Source organism: Pedobacter africanus (assembly GCF_040548825.1).
Classification (GTDB): domain Bacteria; phylum Bacteroidota; class Bacteroidia; order Sphingobacteriales; family Sphingobacteriaceae; genus Pedobacter; species Pedobacter africanus_A.
The window spans coordinates 364322-382130 of the sequence record NZ_JBEPSL010000005.1 but is presented as its reverse complement, the minus strand read 5'-3'; the positions used below and the strand labels follow the sequence as shown (position 1 = coordinate 382130).

General features: G+C 45.3%; 17 protein-coding genes. 13 read left to right on the top strand and 4 right to left on the bottom strand.

Features of this window, described 5'->3' with window-relative positions:
• Nucleotides 1-29: 29 nt before the first annotated feature.
• Genes ABIE26_RS23420 through ABIE26_RS23400 form a run of 5 tightly spaced genes read left to right on the top strand, consistent with a single transcriptional unit; the run spans nucleotide 30 to nucleotide 4380 of the window.
• Nucleotides 30-1052, top strand: coding sequence for a DUF7033 domain-containing protein (locus ABIE26_RS23420; protein WP_310145824.1), 1023 nt, complete (start codon nucleotides 30-32; stop codon nucleotides 1050-1052).
• Nucleotides 1042-1686, top strand: a complete 645-nt coding sequence (gene upp, locus ABIE26_RS23415; protein WP_310145825.1) for a uracil phosphoribosyltransferase — start codon at nucleotides 1042-1044, stop codon at nucleotides 1684-1686. Before ABIE26_RS23420 ends, upp begins: the two co-directional genes overlap by 11 nt.
• Nucleotides 1687-1712: 26 nt before the next feature.
• Nucleotides 1713-2402, top strand: a complete 690-nt coding sequence (locus ABIE26_RS23410) for a YjjG family noncanonical pyrimidine nucleotidase (RefSeq protein ID WP_310145826.1) — start codon at nucleotides 1713-1715, stop codon at nucleotides 2400-2402.
• 17 nt (nucleotides 2403-2419) lie between these two features.
• Nucleotides 2420-3736, top strand: coding sequence for a flippase (locus ABIE26_RS23405; RefSeq protein ID WP_310145827.1), 1317 nt, complete (start codon nucleotides 2420-2422; stop codon nucleotides 3734-3736).
• Nucleotides 3733-4380, top strand: a complete 648-nt coding sequence (locus tag ABIE26_RS23400; RefSeq protein ID WP_310145828.1) for an FkbM family methyltransferase — start codon at nucleotides 3733-3735, stop codon at nucleotides 4378-4380. Before ABIE26_RS23405 ends, ABIE26_RS23400 begins: the two co-directional genes overlap by 4 nt.
• On the opposite strand, the gene ABIE26_RS23395 is transcribed toward ABIE26_RS23400, so the two are convergent.
• Nucleotides 4381-5190 carry a class I SAM-dependent methyltransferase gene (locus ABIE26_RS23395; RefSeq protein WP_310145829.1) on the bottom strand — a complete coding sequence of 270 codons (810 nt, stop codon included), beginning with the start codon at nucleotides 5188-5190 and terminating at the stop codon, nucleotides 4381-4383.
• Nucleotides 5191-5255: 65 nt separating this feature from the next.
• On the opposite strand from ABIE26_RS23395, the gene ABIE26_RS23390 reads away from it, so the two are divergent.
• Complete coding sequence (locus ABIE26_RS23390; RefSeq protein ID WP_310145830.1) at nucleotides 5256-6158, top strand: glycosyltransferase; 903 nt, start codon at nucleotides 5256-5258, stop codon at nucleotides 6156-6158.
• A 2-nt stretch (nucleotides 6159-6160) separates the two neighbouring features.
• Here the strand turns inward: ABIE26_RS23390 and ABIE26_RS23385 are convergent, their stop codons facing one another.
• On the bottom strand, nucleotides 6161-7726 hold the full coding sequence (locus ABIE26_RS23385; protein WP_310145831.1) for a rhomboid family intramembrane serine protease: 1566 nt from the start codon (nucleotides 7724-7726) through the stop codon (nucleotides 6161-6163).
• 67 nt (nucleotides 7727-7793) lie between these two features.
• Here ABIE26_RS23385 and ABIE26_RS23380 point away from each other — a divergent pair, with 67 nt between their 5' ends.
• Both ABIE26_RS23380 and ABIE26_RS23375 read left to right on the top strand, forming a co-directional pair.
• Nucleotides 7794-9065, top strand: a complete 1272-nt coding sequence (locus ABIE26_RS23380; protein WP_310145832.1) for a glycosyltransferase family 4 protein — start codon at nucleotides 7794-7796, stop codon at nucleotides 9063-9065.
• Nucleotides 9066-9080: 15 nt separating this feature from the next.
• On the top strand, nucleotides 9081-9830 hold the full coding sequence (locus tag ABIE26_RS23375) for a glycosyltransferase family 2 protein (protein WP_310145833.1): 750 nt from the start codon (nucleotides 9081-9083) through the stop codon (nucleotides 9828-9830).
• 64 nt (nucleotides 9831-9894) lie between these two features.
• Here ABIE26_RS23375 and typA read toward each other — a convergent pair whose 3' ends face one another.
• Nucleotides 9895-11700: a translational GTPase TypA gene (gene typA / locus ABIE26_RS23370; RefSeq protein ID WP_310145834.1), complete on the bottom strand. Its 1806-nt coding sequence runs from the start codon at nucleotides 11698-11700 to the stop codon at nucleotides 9895-9897.
• A 92-nt stretch (nucleotides 11701-11792) separates the two neighbouring features.
• Nucleotides 11793-12608 carry an alpha/beta hydrolase gene (locus tag ABIE26_RS23365; protein ID WP_310145835.1) on the bottom strand — a complete coding sequence of 272 codons (816 nt, stop codon included), beginning with the start codon at nucleotides 12606-12608 and terminating at the stop codon, nucleotides 11793-11795.
• 185 nt (nucleotides 12609-12793) lie between these two features.
• Here ABIE26_RS23365 and ABIE26_RS23360 point away from each other — a divergent pair, with 185 nt between their 5' ends.
• The 5 genes from ABIE26_RS23360 (at nucleotide 12794) to ABIE26_RS23340 (ending at nucleotide 17780) form a co-directional block, all read left to right on the top strand.
• Nucleotides 12794-13501, top strand: a complete 708-nt coding sequence (locus ABIE26_RS23360; protein WP_310145836.1) for an esterase family protein — start codon at nucleotides 12794-12796, stop codon at nucleotides 13499-13501.
• 61 nt (nucleotides 13502-13562) lie between these two features.
• Nucleotides 13563-14624 carry an ATP-grasp domain-containing protein gene (locus ABIE26_RS23355; RefSeq protein ID WP_310145837.1) on the top strand — a complete coding sequence of 354 codons (1062 nt, stop codon included), beginning with the start codon at nucleotides 13563-13565 and terminating at the stop codon, nucleotides 14622-14624.
• 30 nt (nucleotides 14625-14654) lie between these two features.
• Nucleotides 14655-15755, top strand: a complete 1101-nt coding sequence (locus ABIE26_RS23350; protein WP_200815663.1) for a carboxylate-amine ligase — start codon at nucleotides 14655-14657, stop codon at nucleotides 15753-15755.
• A gap of 5 nt (nucleotides 15756-15760) precedes the next feature.
• A complete protein-coding gene (locus tag ABIE26_RS23345) occupies nucleotides 15761-16591 on the top strand; it encodes a type 1 glutamine amidotransferase (RefSeq protein ID WP_310145838.1) in 831 nt (276 codons plus the stop codon).
• The gene (locus tag ABIE26_RS23340) at nucleotides 16560-17780 is read left to right on the top strand and encodes a hypothetical protein (protein WP_310145839.1); all 1221 of its coding nucleotides are present in this window, start codon (nucleotides 16560-16562) and stop codon (nucleotides 17778-17780) included. Before ABIE26_RS23345 ends, ABIE26_RS23340 begins: the two co-directional genes overlap by 32 nt.
• The last annotated feature ends 29 nt before the right edge of the window (nucleotides 17781-17809 follow it).

Below are 17809 nucleotides of genomic sequence, written 5' to 3'. Positions count from 1 at the left end.
TAAAGAATAATATGCTAAATTTATTCCCCATGAAGCTTCTGATTTACGTACCCCTGCTTACGCCCCGCATAAAGTACATCTTCAACTTTATATTTAACGACATCCTTAAAACAGAGGTAGGTTTCAGCGTAAACATAGAAGAGTTTACGCAATCCGCGCTACCTAAATTCTGTTACGCTTCCCAGCCTATCGGAGGCGAATTGTTCTTTAAAAGCACAAACCTGCTGTTCGAGCATAAAATAACCAGTCAGCAAATCCGCACAACTACATTTGGCGACAATAAAGTACCTTTCGCAGTCGAAAAAAGTACATTGCCCTTCGATGTTTTTGCCGCATCCTTCTATTTCCTCAGCAGGTACGAAGAATACCTGCGATCAACGCAGGAAAATAGCCCCTATACATCCACACAAAGCCTGCAATACCACCTGGGCCTGTTAAAATTTCCGGTGATAGACGGCTGGGCTCTGCTTCTTAAAAACATTCTGTTAAAACAGTTCCCCGCTCTCTCCTTTGGCCCCAGGGAATTCTCTTTTAACCCCATATATGTCCTCCCGGAAAATACAGCAAAAAATACCAATCCCATTGCCCGTACGGCCAGCTATTTCAAATCACTGATCCGCAGGATCACTACAAATGAGCCGGAAAAACTGGCCCTTGTACACCAGCTTATCGTACAAATGCAGCAGGAAGGGTTCATCAAAGCCCCGCAAACCTTTATCTCGCCAGCTAATGCCGCCCATCACTCCGATGCGCAGATGCAGCTGCCAAAGACTTATATCAGGCTGATAAAAAACAATATCGGAAACGATTACAGCATGTATTACAGCAACCAAGCCGGATTCAGGGCCGGAACCTGCAGTCCCTTTCCATGGTACGACCTTCAGCTGGAGCAAACCACCAGGCTAACCATACATCCTGTTGCTGCCACAGATCTGGGCCTGATTAACAACAAAACCACCGAAGCATTGTTATTACAGGTAAATGAACTTTTAGACGGTGTTAAACTCGTAAATGGCCATTTTTATTTTTTATCTTTATGTAATGATATTTGAACTCAGTAAAATCAATTCCATCGCAAATGTTTTTATCGCTGAGATCAGAGATGAGAACATTCAAAAAGATCCCATGCGCTTCCGCTTCAATATGGAACGTATAGGTGAATTTTTTGCACTGGAGATCAGCCGCAGCCTTTCCTATACCAGAACTGAAACACAAACCCCATTGGGAATTGCACAAACAGTTCAACTGACCGAGCAGCCGGTACTTGCCACCATCACCCGCGCAGGCATCCCCCTGCACAAAGGCATGCTGAATATCTTCGACAGGGCCGAATCCGCATTCCTGGCAGCATTTAGAAAAGTTCACAAAAGCGGTAGCTTCGAAATCGCACTCGAATATGTCTCTGCGCCAGACCTCAGCGACAGGATCGTGATCATGGCGGACCCCATGTTGGCTACCGGTATGAGCATGGTACTTTGCTGTAAAGAGCTCATGCGCAGTTACCCGATCAAAGAACTGCACATCGTATCGGCCATCGCCAGTTCCGAAGGCATCAGGCATGTAAGGGCAAACCTGCCCAAAGCAAAATTATGGATGGGCGCAATTGATGAAGAAATGACCAGTAAATCGTACATTGTGCCCGGATTGGGAGATGCCGGGGACCTGGCCTATGGACCAAAAATATAGCCCCCCACTCCCCGAAAACGTAAAGAATGATCAGGCATATTTTTTTTGATTTAGACCATACCATCTGGGATTTTGACCGCAATGCCCAGGAAACGCTAAAGGAACTCTATGAACTGTACCAGCTCCAAAAAGTTGGCCTCAGTTCCTGTGAGGAATTCATTGCAACTTATACAGAAAACAACCATCGGCTTTGGGCAGAGTACCATGTAGGCAGGATCAGCAAAGAACAGCTGCGGTCACAAAGGTTCAACAAAACCTTCAGACAGTTGGGAGTACCGCCCGACCAGATCCCGACACAGTTTGAAGAAGACTATGTAAGGATTAGCCCCACCAAAACGCACCTGTTCAGAGGCTCTGAAGAGGTATTGGGCTACCTCTATAAAAAATATAGCCTCCACATCATTTCCAACGGTTTCAAAGAGACTACCCTTACCAAAATGAATGTTTCGGGTTTGAACCCCTATTTCCGGAATGTGATTATCTCTGAAGATGTAGGTATAAATAAGCCACACAAAGCCATTTTTGAATATGCCCTGAATAAGGCCGGGGCACGAAAGCATGAATGCATCATGATCGGCGATAGCCTGGAGGCCGACATCAGAGGGGCACAGGACTTTGGGATAAAAGCAATCTATTTCAACCCACTGAACAAAGAAAAACCCGGAGATGTGGAATGGCAGATCAATAACCTGGAAGAACTGCTCCATCATTTTTAATTTGCATCTTTGCAGGCATGAAATTTCCCGCCATTAAAGGCTTTGATCAAACAGCATTCAACAAGTACCTGAAAAATACCGGCATGCTCATGTTTGGAAAAATCGGAAGCCTGGTCATAAAAATGCTGGTCGGTATACAGATTGCCAATCACCTTGGGGCCTTTAATTATGGGATATTAAACGGGGCCATCGTATATGTTGCGCTTTTTGCAGCTGTGGCCTCTCTGGGGCTCGACCAGTTTACGGTAAAGGAACTGCACGCTTATCCTAAAGAGCGCGACCGCATTTTGGGTACCGCCTTTGCGATGAAAGTCATGGCCGGCCTGCTTTGCATTCCCGTAATCTATATCGCCTGGCAGTTACACGACCTGGAAAAAACCCCTTATATTTATGTGCTGATTCTTTCCTTCACCGGCCTTTTTCAGTCCTTCAATATCATTGATTCCTATTTCCAGTCAGAAGTCCAGTCTAAATACATCATGCAGGTACAAATTGCCGCCACACTGCTTGCCGCGATTATAAAACTGGTGCTGATCTTCGGCAATTGTGCGTTAATTTGGTTCGTATATGCGTCTATTTTCGATTTCCTCACGCTGGCAATAGGCTACCTCATCGTTTACAACAGAAAAGGAAGAAGTATTGGGCAATGGAAATTTGACCGCATACTGGCCAAACGCCTGATGTCTTTCTCATGGCCGCTCATCATTTCTGGTTTAATGGTATCCCTGTACATGTATATTGACCAGCTCATGCTTCATGAAATGGTTGGCCCGGACGCCCAGGGTTTATACACCACTGCCGTTACTTTCAGTTCCGCCTGGTACTTCGTGCCAACCATTATCGTTTCTTCGCTCTTCCCGGCCATCCTGAATGCCCGGCGCGATGACCCTGCACGCTACCAGAAAAGACTACAGAACCTGTACGACATCATGGTGTGGTTCAGTATGCTGTTCGCCCTCGGGGTTACCATAGCCGCGCCTGTGATCTATGGGTTATTTAACAAAGAATATGCCGGCGCAGCACCCATACTCGCCATACACGTATGGTCGGGCATCTTTGTTTTCCTGGGCACGGCCAACACCCAGTATATGATTGCCGAAAACTTTAACAAGTTCACATTTGTCAGGACCACTATTGGGGCTATACTCAACGTACTCCTTAACCTCTGGCTCATCCCGCACATGGGAGGCCTGGGGGCCGCAATAGCCACATTGATCTCCTATTTCGTATCCACCTTCTCTATATTACTGGTACCAAAATTGCGTGGACAGGGAATAATGATGTTAAAATCCCTATTTTTGCTGACTGCATTTCAAAAAATATTTAAACGTTGAGCAACTTAAAAGCACTAGCAACCCTCATTACCAAGCCAAAAAGGCTTAAAGCATTGTTATCCTTCAATCACAAAGGGTACCTCGAAAATATAGGATGGTTCAATGCCTTTGAACAGCATGCTGCCGTTGACAAAGACGGGCAACCCATACCCTGGGTAACCTACTCATTTATTGACTTCATAAAAACCCGCTTAAATAAAACCCAGACAATATTCGAATATGGATCCGGAAGCTCTACCCTGTTCTATGCCAAACATGTAAGCCGGGTAGTCTCGGTAGAACATGACGAAAGCTGGTACCATAAAATTGTGGACAGCAAGGCGCAGAATGCAGAAATGATCTTTACTAAGCTGGAACGTGGCGGTGAATACAGCAAAAAAGCCAGTCTGCTAGATGAAAAATTCGACATCATTATAGTGGATGGCCGCGACAGGGTAAACTGCTGCAAAAACAGCATCAGTGCCCTTACACCTGCCGGCGTAGTGGTATTGGACGACTCAGAGCGTAAGGAATATGAAGAGGCGCGACAGTTCTTTAAAGCCCATCAATTTAAAGAACTCTCTTTCAGCGGCATTTCACCTGGTCTTTTCTACCCTAAAGCAACCTCGGTCTTTTACCGCAGTGAAAACTGTCTGGGTATATGATTATTTCTTTTTCAGCACATAGTATACACTCTGACCTGCAATCCGCTGTAATTTGCTGGTTGCATGGTAGTGCAGGTTACCTTCCGTCAGCCTAGACATCCATTTATCAAACCAAAGGTAAGTATCCAGCGTATATACCGGCCTGCTCGAAAACCTGCTCCAAAAACGCTGAAAAAAAGAACTCATGCAAAAACAGAGTGCCTCATTTACCACCTCCACATTCTGCTCTGCAAGTATCTTCCTGAAAATAGGTAGCGGGATGCCCCTTTCATTGCGGGTAAGCCCCTTTCTGGGAACAGTCCAATCGCCCATAGAAATAACAGGCTCTCTCAGTAAAATATAACCACCCGCTTTGGTTACCCGGCACAGTTCGCTGATCACAAAAGAGACATTCGGAATATGATGGATTACTCCCAGACAGGTCACCAGGTCGAAGTGACCATCAGGGTAGTGGATCGCACCTTCTACTGTAGGTTTACTGTATACCGGCTTTAAATTCCCGATCTGCTCCGACCGCATGTGGTCGGAAGGTTCTATAATGTGCAGCTCCGTAATCCGGTCTGCTATAGGAAGGATCTCATGCCCCCAGGCAGCACCAAAGGCCAAGCCGCGCTCAAACTGCTTTTCCGGCAAATATTTAAACCCGTGCAAACGGTTAATTTTATGGTAACTATAATCGTAAGTATCTTTTTCCTTACTTCCCAGGTCGGCATAAGCCTCACTTTCTTCATCATACCATGCTTTGATCTGGTCAATATTAAAATCATCACCATAAATGGCCTTCCCTAAAGCATATTTTTCCTCAATCATTCTTGTTCTTATTTCTATAACCGAAGGTAATCTTTTTTAACTTTACCCCATATAATTTTGTTTTAATGCAAAATCCAGCACCCATAGCCCTGTTCGTTTACAACAGACCAGAACACACCCGCCGCACACTCTCTTTCCTTAAACAGAACGACCTGGCAAGAGAAAGCCGCCTGTTTATTTATTCCGATGCGCCCAAATCCGCAAAAGATGAGGCCGCTGTAAATGATGTCCGTACGATCATCCGGGAAACCGAAGGCTTTAAATCGGTAAAGATCATCACCCGCAGCCAGAACATGGGACTGGCAAATTCAATCATCGACGGGGTTACCCAGCTGATTAACGACTACGGCAACGTCATTGTTTTTGAAGACGACCTCATTTCCTCACCCCATACGCTAACCTATTTTAACGATGCCCTGACACGTTACCACGATCAGGAACAGGTCATGCACATCTGCGCTTACATGTATCCGCTCAACACCGACCATTTACCACAGACTTTTTTTTACCGTGCCGCCGGCAGCTGGGGCTGGGCAACCTGGGACAGGGCCTGGCAGCATTTCGAGCCCAATATCGACGTGCTCATCAGCCAATTCGACAAACGTAAAATCGCCGATTTCTCTATCGGTCATAAAATGAATTTCTGGAAACAGGTCAAAGAATTTAAAAACGGAAAAAATAATTCCTGGGCCATCAGATGGTATGCGTCTATCTTCCTGAAAGGAGGGCTCACCCTAAACCCTTCCAGTTCGCTCATTAACAATATCGGACACGATGGTACAGGGGTCCATTCCGGAATCAATGAAATCTACAATGTCATCATCAATCCCAAACCCATCACCTCCTTTCCGGAAGAGATCAGGGAAAACCCCGAAGCCTACGCCGCAATAAAAAATTTCCTGGCACACCGAAAAGGGAGCTTATGGCAAAGGTTAAAGCGTTACATCCACCAGCACTTAAACAGCTAGCTTTATTCTTCTACCACTGCATCAGCGAAACCTTCGCCATGGATGGCCTGCAACTTTGATTTCAGCCTGCCGACCTCATTCATCTTGACCTGTATCCGATCTCTATTGTTCAGGTTTCCATCTTTATAATCTTCATATAGCAGCAAAACTGCTTCATGCGCAGCTTTTGCAATAGCCTTGCGGTACTTCTTGTCCAACTCATCTTTTTCCAGCAGCACCAGTTTGTCCATTTCCCGGGTAATTCGAATGTTCCTTTCCCAAACCTCAATTCCATGCTGCTTTACCATTTTCAATTTTTGCTCTACCGGCATGTCACGTTCTATCTGATATACCTGGCCAAACTTACTATCGTTCACATTGAAATCGTATTTCAGCCTAGCATACTCATCCACCTGGTACTGGGGTGAAATTTTAAAAATAACCAGTCCGAAAACAAGCACCAGGACACCCGACAACCCAAACCGGTAGGGTGCCGGAACAACACCACCCAATATCTCTTGATTATACAGCAAATAACCCATTACGAAACCCGAAACCAGTCCGCCCAGGTGTGCGGCATTGTCTATCCGGTTTTCGCCTATAAATCCGCTCAGCAACATGTAGGCCACCAGGATCAGCGTACTGATCAGCAAGGCCTTGTTGGCTGTCTTTTCAAAGGCCTGACTTAGCAAAAGGGCCAAAAAGGCGCCAAACATGCCCATTATAGCTCCTGAAGCACCTGCTAGAAAACCCAGTTCGTGACTATAAACACTAAGCAGCGCGCCGCAAGTCCCACTCAAAAGGTAAATAAACAGCGTTTTTACACTGCCAAGTTTGTTCTCTATCATCAGGCCGATATACACCAGCGCATACATATTAAAGAAAAGGTGCGCCAGCGAAAAGTGAAAAAACTGACTGCTCAGTAAACGCCACCACTGCCCATCTAAAGTCAGCCACCTCGAGTTAACCCCAAAATAATAATTTACTTTCATCAATATATCCATTCCCCTTAAGCTCCTGTCGGCCAGTTGGGCATGAAAAACAGCCGACATTCCCACAATTGTGAAAAGCTTGGCCAGCCAGAGGAAAATATTCAGAATCATTATAACCGGTGTTACCAGGTAATCTTTCTGCGGATAGAAAAGATAAAGTACATTCTTTATCCTGTTCTTGGCCTTTAAGGGTGCCTGATCCAGGTAGGAATCGTCATGTTGGGCAATATGCGCATGGAAATCCTGCAAACGCTCCTCCCAGATGTCTTTCAGGTGGTATTCTACATATTCAAATTCATGAAAAAACTTATCCAGGTTCTGCTGGTTCTTACCATAATCTGTAAACAGCAGCTGCACCCCTATACATTCGCTCTTAAAAACAGCAAAATTTGAAATAATGCGGATGGAAATTTCCTCGCTGTACGATTGAACAGACAAACCTGTATAGGCAATGATGCCTGAAGCAGACAAATGGCTCAATTTCCAACCCAGGTTTTCTATGGCTTGCCGGGCAATAATCAGGTACCTGTCTGCAGGAAAATCCCCCAGCGGTATAAATTTTTCAACTTTGGGCGAATATCCCCACTCAAATGACATGAATTTATGATTTTATGCCCTCTAATATAATCGTTATTCTTCCAGAATAATCCTTAAATTTGATAAATTGAAAGTAGTCCACTTAAATACATACGAAGGTAACGGCGGTGCCGGACGCGCCTGCCTGCGTTTAAGTGACGCCCTGAATGCCGCAGGGACTTCATCGCAAGTACTGGTATATTTCCAGTTCAAACCCAGCAATAAAACAGGCACCTTCAGTAAAAATCCATTTCAAAAAGCATGGGCTATTTTTCATATCCTGGCCGAACGTTATCTCTCAAAAGCATTTTCAAAAGCACTGAAAACACCCTTTTCCCTGCAGTGGTTCGGGCGCTCGGTTGTTCATCATCCTGAAGTTAAATCGGCCGACATCATACACCTGCACTGGATCAACCATGGCTTCCTCTCTCCAAAATTCCTGGCAGAACTGGACGAGCTCGAAAAGCCTGTGGTATGGACCTTTCACGACAGCAATGCTTTTACCGGCGGCTGCCATGTACGCTACTCCTGCGAGAACTACCATAAAGAATGCGGGTCCTGCCCCCTGCTCAGGTTCAGCGGAAAAAATGACCTTTCCCATAAAACCTGGCTGCGTAAAAAGAAAGCCTATTCCGAACTCAACTGCCACATCGTTGCCCCAAGCAACTGGATGGCAAAATCGGTAAAAATAAGCAGCCTTATGGGTTTCAGGGAAGTCACCGTAATCCCCAACACCATCGAAACCAATGTATTTAAGCCCTATGTAAAAGCAGAGGCAAAAAAAATACTGAAGATTCACCCTGATAAATTTGTTATGATGAGCGGCTTTATGGCCTCAAAAAACGACAAGCACAAAGGCACCTCCTATCTTATTGATGCCCTGAACGACCTGGCCACAAGACCCGGCATTGTAAAAGAAAATATAGAACTTGTCATCTTCGGCAATAAAGACCATGCTGAAGTACCCGAATTCCCTTTCAAAACCACCTTTTTAGGCAACATTAACAACGATGAGCACCTGGCCAAATGCTATTCAGCCGCCGATGTGTTCATCGCGCCCTCACTGGAAGATAACCTCCCAAATACCGTTATGGAAAGCCTGGCCTGCGCTACGCCTGTAGTTGCATTTAAAACAGGTGGCATCCCCGATATGGTAAAACACCTCGAAAACGGGTACCTGGCCGAATACCAGTCGGCCGCAGACCTGGCCACAGGAATAGAATGGCTATATCACGACGAGAACGCTCCTGATATTCAGAAAGAAGCGCGAAGGACCATCCTGACCCAGTTCTCTGAGGCCGTTATTGCCGAAAAGCATCAGCTATTGTACCACTCGCTTCTCGACCTCCAACCCAAATAATCATTGTCCAAGCCCATGCAACCAAAGTTAAGCGTCATCACCATCGTCTATAATAATGCAAAAGATATAGAACGTACCATGCGTTCCGTACTTAACCAGACCTACCCGAATATAGAATACATCATCATTGATGGCGCATCAACCGACGGCACAAAAGACATCATTTATAATTATAAATCCAGACTGGCCCAGTTCATTTCCGAGCCCGACAAAGGCATTTACGATGCCATGAACAAGGGGCTTCGGCTCGCAACGGGCGACTATGTCCTGTTCATGAATTCTGGTGACGAGCTGTACGCCCCAGAAACCGTTAAAGAAGTATTCGAAAGCGCCGCATCAGCCGATATCTATTACGGCGAAACTGAAATGTTCGACGAACAATGGCAAAGCCTGGGCCAGAGACGCCATTGTGCCCCCGAGCATTTCAACTGGAAAAGCTTTAAATATGGCATGAGCATCAGCCACCAGGCCATCTATGTAAAAAGGAGTATCGCCGGAGCCTTTAATCTGAAATATAAGTACAGTTCGGATATAGACTGGATCATCAGAGCCGCAAAAAATGCTTCCAGCATTGTAAACACCCATATGTATGTGGCCAAATACCTGGTAGGCGGCATTTCCAAGAAAAAACACCTGGCTAGCTTAAAAGAACGCTTCCGCATATTTACCAGGTATTACGGGCTGGTGCCCAACCTGATCAACCATATCATTATTGCGGCCAATCTGGCGGTGTATTTTGTTCGCCACCGTAAAACTAACGATTAATCCCATAAAAAAACCTGTAAACAAAATGCTTACAGGTTTTCTATTTTCAAAGCAACAATGCTAATTATTGAAATTTCTTAGCATTGACTTTACGTTCGTTCTCTGTCAAATAGATTTTGCGCAAACGCATGCTTACCGGTGTTACCTCTATGTATTCATCAGCCTGGATGTACTCCATGGCCTCTTCCAGTGAGAATTTAATAGCCGGAGCAATACGGGTATTGTCGTCACTTCCCGAAGCACGCATATTGGTCAGTGCTTTACCTTTAACTACATTGATCACCAAATCATTATCACGAATGTGTTCACCAAGGATCTGCCCCTCATAAATATCCACTCCCGGATCAACGAAGAAACGTCCGCGATCCTGTAATTTGTCAATGGAATAGGCCGTGGTATTACCTTTTTCCATAGATACAAGAACACCGTTTAATCTGCCCGGGATAGTTCCTTTCCATGGTTCATAAGCTTTGAAACGATGTGCCATAATGGCTTCTCCAGCAGTTGCTGTAAGTACGTTATTTCTTAAACCAATGATACCGCGTGAAGGAATCTCAAACTCCAGGTGCTGCAGATCTCCTTTTGGCTCCATAATCAGCAACTCACCTTTACGTTGTGTTACCAGCTCAATCACTTTACCGGCAACTTCCCCCGGAACATCCACAATCAGGGTTTCAACAGGCTCACATTTTTTACCGTCAATTTCCTTCACAATAACCTGTGGCTGACCAACCTGAATTTCATACCCCTCACGGCGCATGGTCTCAATCAGGACTGACAAATGCAGGATACCCCTTCCATAGACCAGATAAGCATCAGGCGATTCAGTTTCAACTACTTTCAACGCCAGGTTTTTTTCCATCTCTTTGTACAAACGTTCTTTCACACGTTGTGAAGTCACGAATTTACCTTCCTTACCAAAGAAAGGAGAGTTATTGATGGTGAACAGCATGTTCATCGTCGGCTCATCAATTTTGATTACCGGCAGTTGCTCCGGAGCGTCAAAATCAGCAATCGTATCGCCAATATCAAATCCTTCAATACCTACTACAGCGCAGATATCACCAGATTTAACCTCTGTAGTGCGGATTTTTCCAAGACCTTCAAAGGTGTATAATTCTTTTACCCTCGATTTTACAATCTTTCCATCGCGTTTGATCAGGGTAACCGGCTGGTTTTCCTTAATGCTTCCCCGATGTACTCGACCGATAGCAATACGGCCAACGAAAGAAGAATAATCCAGTGAGGTGATCTGCATCTGCAAAGTACCGTCATTGGTTGGTGCAGCAGGAATGCTTTCTACAACTGCGTCCAAAAGCGCAAAAATATCTGTAGTAGGCACTTTCCAGTCCGTGCTCATCCATCCTTGTTTAGATGAACCATAAATTACCGGGAAATCCAGTTGATCTTCGGTAGCCTCAAGGTTAAAGAACAATTCAAAGATTTGCTCATAAACCTCTTCTGGGCGACAGTTTTCTTTATCTACCTTATTTACAACCACAATCGGTTTCAAGCCTAGAGCCAATGCTTTTTGCGTTACGAAACGGGTTTGAGGCATTGCTCCTTCAAAAGCATCACACAATAAGAGTACGCCATCGGCCATTTTCAATACCCGTTCTACCTCACCACCGAAGTCGGCGTGACCAGGTGTATCAATGATATTGATTTTAACATCCTTATATTTAACCGAAACGTTTTTTGAAACGATGGTGATACCACGCTCACGTTCCAGATCGTTGTTGTCAAGTATTAAATCCCCGGATTGTTCGTTATCACGGAAGATTGAACAAGAGTGTAAGATCTTATCAACCAGTGTAGTTTTACCGTGGTCAACGTGGGCTATGATTGCTATATTTCTAATTTTTTGCATAAAATGCGTCTGATTTTTCGCGCAAAGATAGGGTTTATTATCGACATATCAAGCAATTAGCTTAAGCCGGGTGTTAAGTTTTTATGCAGAAATTAATCTATAGGTGTAATTTTCCGGCCAAACGCCCAGCATAAAAACGCAGGCATCGCCTTTGCCCAGGTAGGCACTTCATGTTTGCCCCCAACCATTTCGTAATAGCAGATGTCATGTGGCCGCTCATAGCCTTTTTTCAGGAGTTCCTTGATGACATCAACCGTATCATCAATAGAATCAATAATAAAGTTCCTGTTCCGGTCCGCCTGCTCATCCTCAGTTCCGGTCATTAACCAGAATTTCAGTTCAGGTTTTGTAGTTGTTTCTGCTATACTTTCGTGCAGAATACGGTCGTTATCGGTGTAACCATCTTTCAGGTCTTTTTTCCGCCACCAGAAAGATCCCGAAAAAACACCTACAGCATCAAAGTAATTGTCGTTGTTCCAGGCAATATCAAAAGCGGTAAGCCCACCCAATGAGCAGCCGGCAAAGGCCCGTTTGCCATTGATCGGCATTTCAACTTCAGCCTGTACAAATGGCACGAGTTCTTTGATGATAAAATCGGTATAAGCTCCGGCTTTGCTTCCCCGGCCCATAAAATCGGGTTTACCGGCCACACCATACTCCTGCAGGCGATCTGTGCCTGCTTTGATGGCAACCACCACAAGCGGTTCAATCTTAAAATTACGGTAAAGTCCGTTCAATGTTTCCTGTAGCTGAAGTGCCTCTGTATCCTGACCGTCGTTCAGCAACAGCAGATTCAGCTGCTCATTGCCCAGCAGGTTCTCCGGAATAAAGATTTCCAGCGCTACTTCCCTTTTCAGGTAGGCAGACTTTAAAATATGTTCAGTTTTTACAACTTCCGGAAGTAACATGACGGTATACATAATTCAGCGATTCCCCTTTCTCACAAATAATTCGCAAAGGTAATAATCTCTGTAAAAAATACTTAAGCGGTTCAGTGCTTTTTGCAAAAAAGTAAATTAAGGTGAATAAATGCAATTATTGTTTGGTCTTTAACAAATTGTTTGTCTAACTTAAAGCATCTAATCTGTGCGCTATGGAAGAAGCATATAAAAAGTGGTATAGTCACAATCTGAACGCCGATTTTGAACTCCTCGCTTTTGGGCATAGCGGCTACCCAATATTGTTGTTTCCTACCAGCATGGGCCGGTATTTTGAGAACAAGGATTTTGGAATGATAGATTCCATCCGCTGGTTCATAGACGAAGGCAAAATCAAGGTTTATTGTGCAGACAGTATAGACCGCATGAGCTGGTACAACAAGGATATCCATCCGGCCGACAGGGTAAAAAACCACATCTGGTATGATAAATTGTTGCTTGAAGAAGTTTCCGCCCTAATGCGACAGGAAACCGGGCATGCAAAAATCATTGCCGCCGGCTGCAGTTTTGGCGGGTATCATGCGGCCAACTTTGCTTTCAGGCACCCCTGGCTTGTGAGCCACCTGTTCAGCATGAGTGGTGCGTTCGACATAAAAGGACAGCTTGACGGCTTTTATAACGATGACGTCTATTTTAACAACCCCGTAGATTTTGTACCAAATGACAATAACCCCGAACTCTGGCAAATGAAGATCATTCTGGGCACAACAGACCGGGATATGTGCCGTGCAGACAATGAACGCATGTCTCAGATCCTGACCGGCAAGGGAATTCATCACTGGCTGGACATCAGGCAGAATGCAGACCACGACTGGCCGATATGGCGACAAATGCTACCTCAATATTTAAGTCAATTACCATAAAAAAACCCTGTCAACCGACATCCCTGAACTGAGTATATACCCTTGAAAAACAAACTGAAAGATGAAGAAAATTGGAATTTTATTTGGAAAGGAAAGATCTTTTCCGGAAGCTTTTGTAAAACGTGTGAACCAGATCGGAGGAAAGGAATTCCAGGCCGAATTTGTCAGCATCGACAAGATCTTCCAGGCCGAACCTTTAAATTATGCGGTCATTATCGACCGTATTTCACAAGATGTTCCTTTTTATCGCGCGGCGATGAAAAACGCGGCCATTACCGGAACGGCTGTTATCAATAACCCCTTCTGGTGGAGTGCCGATGAGAAATTTTTCAACAATGCCCTTGCAGAAAAACTGGGCGTACCGGTTCCAAAAACAGCATTGATCCCTTCTTACGAACAACCGGATGATACCTCAGACCAGTCGTTCAGTAACCTGGTATTCCCGTTAGACTGGGAGGCGATTTTTCAGTATACCGGTTTCCCGGCCTATATGAAGCCTTTTGATGGCGGCGGCTGGAAAGAAGTATACAAGTTAAACGATAAGGAGGACTTTTTCGACAAGCACAGTCAGACCAAACAAACGGTAATGATGCTGCAGGAAGAGATTATTTTTGAGGAATACTTCCGCTGCTATTGCATCGGCGGGAAATATGTACGCATCATGCAGTACGAACCCCGCAACCCTTTTCACCTGCGTTACGTGGTAGACACTCCTCCTTCCAGTAAAAAGCTGCTGCAAACCATCGAAAATTATGTGCTGAAGCTGAACCAGTACCTGGGTTACGATTTCAATACCGTAGAATTTGCCGTGCGCGACGGGATTCCGTATGCCATAGATTTCTGCAACCCGGCCCCGGATGCCGACGTAGCCAGCGTTGGACAGGAAAATTTTGACTGGGTAGTAGAAACCAGTGCAAAGTACGCCATTGAAAGAGCAAAAGCGCAGGTAGATGGCCGAGATAACCTGACCTGGGGCGAGTACATCAAAACCGGCGCGACAGGCTTACCGCTAATTGGCAAACCTACGGTAAAAAAAGTGCCGGCTAAACCTGCTGCGGCAAAGAGCAATACGGCCAAAAAAGAAGCAGCACTAAAACCTAAAAAGACTGCAGCTAAAAAATAAGAACGGGTACCATTAGGAAGGAAAAACATGATGAACGATTTTACACTCGGGATCGAGGAAGAATATATGGTGATAGACCCTGTGACCAGGGAACTGACCTCACACGATCAGAAAATAGTGGAGGCAGCACAAAAAATACATAAAGACCAGGTAAAGGCCGAAATGCACCAGGCCGTTGTGGAAGTGGGCACTGGTATCTGCAGAAATACAACGCAGGCCCGGGAAGAAATTTCACAGTTGCGTTATACCGTTTCGCAGCTGGCCGGGGAGCTTGGCCTGAGGATCGGTGCCGCAGGTACACATCCCTTTTCCCATTGGGAAAAACAGCTGATCACTGAACACCCGCGCTACAGCGAAATTGTAAATGAACTTCAGGAGGCAGCCCGTTCTAACCTGATCTTTGGCCTGCATGTACATGTGGGTTTTCAATCGCGTGAGCTGGCCATACACATTGCCAACCAGGTGCGTTACTTTTTACCCCACGTATTTGCGCTGTCTACCAACTCTCCTTTCTGGGAGGGCAGGAATACCGGCTATAAATCCTTTCGTACCAAGGTGTTTGACAAATTTCCGAGAACAGGCATCCCCGATATTTTCAACAGCATTGAAGATTACGACAACTACGTAAAACTACTCATTAAAACCAACAGCATCGACAATGCCAAAAAGATCTGGTGGGACATCAGGGTACATCCATTTTTTGAGACCATAGAGTTCAGGATCTGCGACTGCCCGATGCTGATCGATGAAACTATGGCCTTTGTGGCCCTCTTCCAGGCTTTATGTGCCAAATTGTACAAACTGCGCCTGCAGAACATGAAGTTCATCAGTTACTCCAGGGCACTCATTAACGAAAATAAATGGCGGGCTGCACGCTATGGCATCGACGGCAACCTGATTGATTTTGGCAAGGAAATGGAAGTGAACTGCCGCAACCTGGTTTTGGAGCTGCTCGACTTTGTAGACGATGTGGTAGACGATCTGGGCTGCCGCAACGAGATCAATTATGTAACGAAAATATTGGAAAACGGAACAGGGGCCGACCGGCAATTGTCTGTTTACGAACAATTTGGTAACTTTGAGGCCGTAGTAGACTACATTACTACACAAACATTGATTGGGGCTAAGTAGTGGTTATGACCGACAGAAATAAGATTAAGGTAGCTGTTATTGACATGAATAACGGGGTTACCAACCAGGGGATGCGAGGGATACAGGAAGTCTTGCTGCGTTACAGGGAGGAAATGGAAGTGGATTTATCTTTTGATCTGTTTGATTTAAGACAAAAAGGCGAAATACCCGGTCTGGATTACGACATCTATATTTCAAGTGGTGGTCCTGGTAGTCCCTACGATGGCGAAGGCCAGCAATGGGAAAATGACTTCTTTAAGCTGCTGGATGATATTGTGACCTTTAATAAAGGTAACGCACAGCTAAAAAAACACGTTTTTTTAATCTGCCATTCTTTCCAGATGGCCTGCCGGAAATTCGGATTGGGCCGGGTGATCAGAAGGCGCTCCACGGCTTTTGGCATTTTCCCTGTTTTTCTGACGGAAGAAGGGGAAGAAGACACCTTATTTGACGGATTGCCCAACCCCTTTTATACAGTGGACAGCCGCGACTGGCAGGTTACCAACCCCGACGATGCTTTGTTCTGCGCCGCCGAAGCCAGCGTACTGGCCCTGGAAAAAGAACGCCCGCATGTTGATCTCGAACGCTGCGTGATGTCCATACGCTTTACCAAAGAGATTGTAGGCACCCAGTTTCATCCGGAAGCTGACCCTCTGGGCATGAAAACCTACCTGTTGCAGGAAGATAAAAAGAAAGTCATCATTGAAAATCATGGTGAGCAAAAATATAACGATATGCTCCATAGCCTGGACGACCCGATGCGGATTGCCTTAACACAGCGCATTGTACTGCCTAATTTTTTAAATGAGGCCATCAACACCTTACAGGAGGCCTGATATGATCGCACAGTACAGAAAACAGTTCAATGCTTCCTTTTCCGAAGAAAAGTACCGGAAACTGCTCCTTGCCCTGCAGGAAGGCCATACAAAAATTCCTTTCCGTGTAGCAGAGACACCTGTTTTTATCCCGGCGTCCTTAAAAAAACAACTGATTGCTGCCGGGGAAGACATCATTAACCTGATTAAGGGGCCCGATTTCATCGCACTGACTCAAGCCGCCATTCCGGCACAATGGAACGTGCCCGGAGAAAACGGACACCCACATTTCCTGACCTTCGATTTCGGGATCTGCAAAGATGAACAGGGCGCCCTCCTGCCTAAGCTGATAGAAATGCAGGGCTTCCCTTCGTTATATGGGTTCCAGGCGGTTTTAGGGAAAACCTATAAAAAGACATTTGAACTGCCTGAAAATTTAACGCCCTATTTTGAGGGAATGGATGAAGGTAAATACATAGACCTGCTGAAAAAAGTAATCCTGGGCCCTTACCAGCCCCATGAAGTGGCGCTGATGGACCTGGATGCCCCCAACCAGAAAACGGCTATAGATTTTTATATCACACAAGCATTTCTGGGCATAAAAATACTGAGCCTCACCGATATCTTTAAAGAAGGTAATCAGTTGTTTTACCAGGAGGGAGGGCAAAAGATAAGGTTAAGGAGAATATATAACCGACTGATCTTTGATGAGATCGCCGATCAGACCGACCTGTTTAAGGAAAGTTTTGACCCAAGAGCAGAACTGGATATAGAATGGATTACCCACCCCAACTGGTTTTACAGGATCAGTAAATATACCATGCCTTTCCTGAAAAGCCGGTTTTTACCGGAAACCATTTTTCTGAACACCTTAAAGACCATTCCCCCCGATCTGGAAAACTATGTGTTGAAACCCTTGTTCTCTTTTGCTGGGATGGGTGTAATCATAGATGTAAAAGCCTCCGACATTCACGGCATTCCCGATCCTGAAAACTGGGTCCTGCAGAAAAAGGTAGTGTATGAACCGGTGGTACAAGCTCCTGATGGAGGGGTAAAAGTGGAGGTCAGGCTCATGTACCTCTGGCCCGATGGCGAAGAACCCAGGTTATGCATTAACCTGGCCAGACTAAGCCGGGGTAAAATGATTGGAGTGAGGTACAATCAGGATTTTGACTGGGTAGGCGGAACAATTGGCCTGATGGAACAGTAAATTGACATTCAACAGACCCCGATTGACCT

What these genes read in the sequence shown, in the direction of transcription:
- ABIE26_RS23420 (WP_310145824.1), top strand. Translation starts at nt 30, where the DNA reads ATGAAGCTTCTGATTTACGTACCCCTGCTTACGCCCCGCATAAAGTAC.
- upp (WP_310145825.1), top strand. Translation starts at nt 1,042, where the DNA reads ATGATATTTGAACTCAGTAAAATCAATTCCATCGCAAATGTTTTTATC.
- ABIE26_RS23410 (WP_310145826.1), top strand. Translation starts at nt 1,713, where the DNA reads ATGATCAGGCATATTTTTTTTGATTTAGACCATACCATCTGGGATTTT.
- ABIE26_RS23405 (WP_310145827.1), top strand. Translation starts at nt 2,420, where the DNA reads ATGAAATTTCCCGCCATTAAAGGCTTTGATCAAACAGCATTCAACAAG.
- ABIE26_RS23395 (WP_310145829.1), bottom strand. Translation starts at nt 5,190, where the DNA reads ATGATTGAGGAAAAATATGCTTTAGGGAAGGCCATTTATGGTGATGAT.
- ABIE26_RS23390 (WP_310145830.1), top strand. Translation starts at nt 5,256, where the DNA reads ATGCAAAATCCAGCACCCATAGCCCTGTTCGTTTACAACAGACCAGAA.
- ABIE26_RS23385 (WP_310145831.1), bottom strand. Translation starts at nt 7,726, where the DNA reads ATGTCATTTGAGTGGGGATATTCGCCCAAAGTTGAAAAATTTATACCG.
- ABIE26_RS23375 (WP_310145833.1), top strand. Translation starts at nt 9,081, where the DNA reads ATGCAACCAAAGTTAAGCGTCATCACCATCGTCTATAATAATGCAAAA.
- typA (WP_310145834.1), bottom strand. Translation starts at nt 11,700, where the DNA reads ATGCAAAAAATTAGAAATATAGCAATCATAGCCCACGTTGACCACGGT.
- ABIE26_RS23365 (WP_310145835.1), bottom strand. Translation starts at nt 12,608, where the DNA reads ATGTTACTTCCGGAAGTTGTAAAAACTGAACATATTTTAAAGTCTGCC.
- ABIE26_RS23360 (WP_310145836.1), top strand. Translation starts at nt 12,794, where the DNA reads ATGGAAGAAGCATATAAAAAGTGGTATAGTCACAATCTGAACGCCGAT.
- ABIE26_RS23355 (WP_310145837.1), top strand. Translation starts at nt 13,563, where the DNA reads ATGAAGAAAATTGGAATTTTATTTGGAAAGGAAAGATCTTTTCCGGAA.
- ABIE26_RS23350 (WP_200815663.1), top strand. Translation starts at nt 14,655, where the DNA reads ATGAACGATTTTACACTCGGGATCGAGGAAGAATATATGGTGATAGAC.
- ABIE26_RS23345 (WP_310145838.1), top strand. Translation starts at nt 15,761, where the DNA reads ATGACCGACAGAAATAAGATTAAGGTAGCTGTTATTGACATGAATAAC.
- ABIE26_RS23340 (WP_310145839.1), top strand. Translation starts at nt 16,560, where the DNA reads ATGAGGCCATCAACACCTTACAGGAGGCCTGATATGATCGCACAGTAC.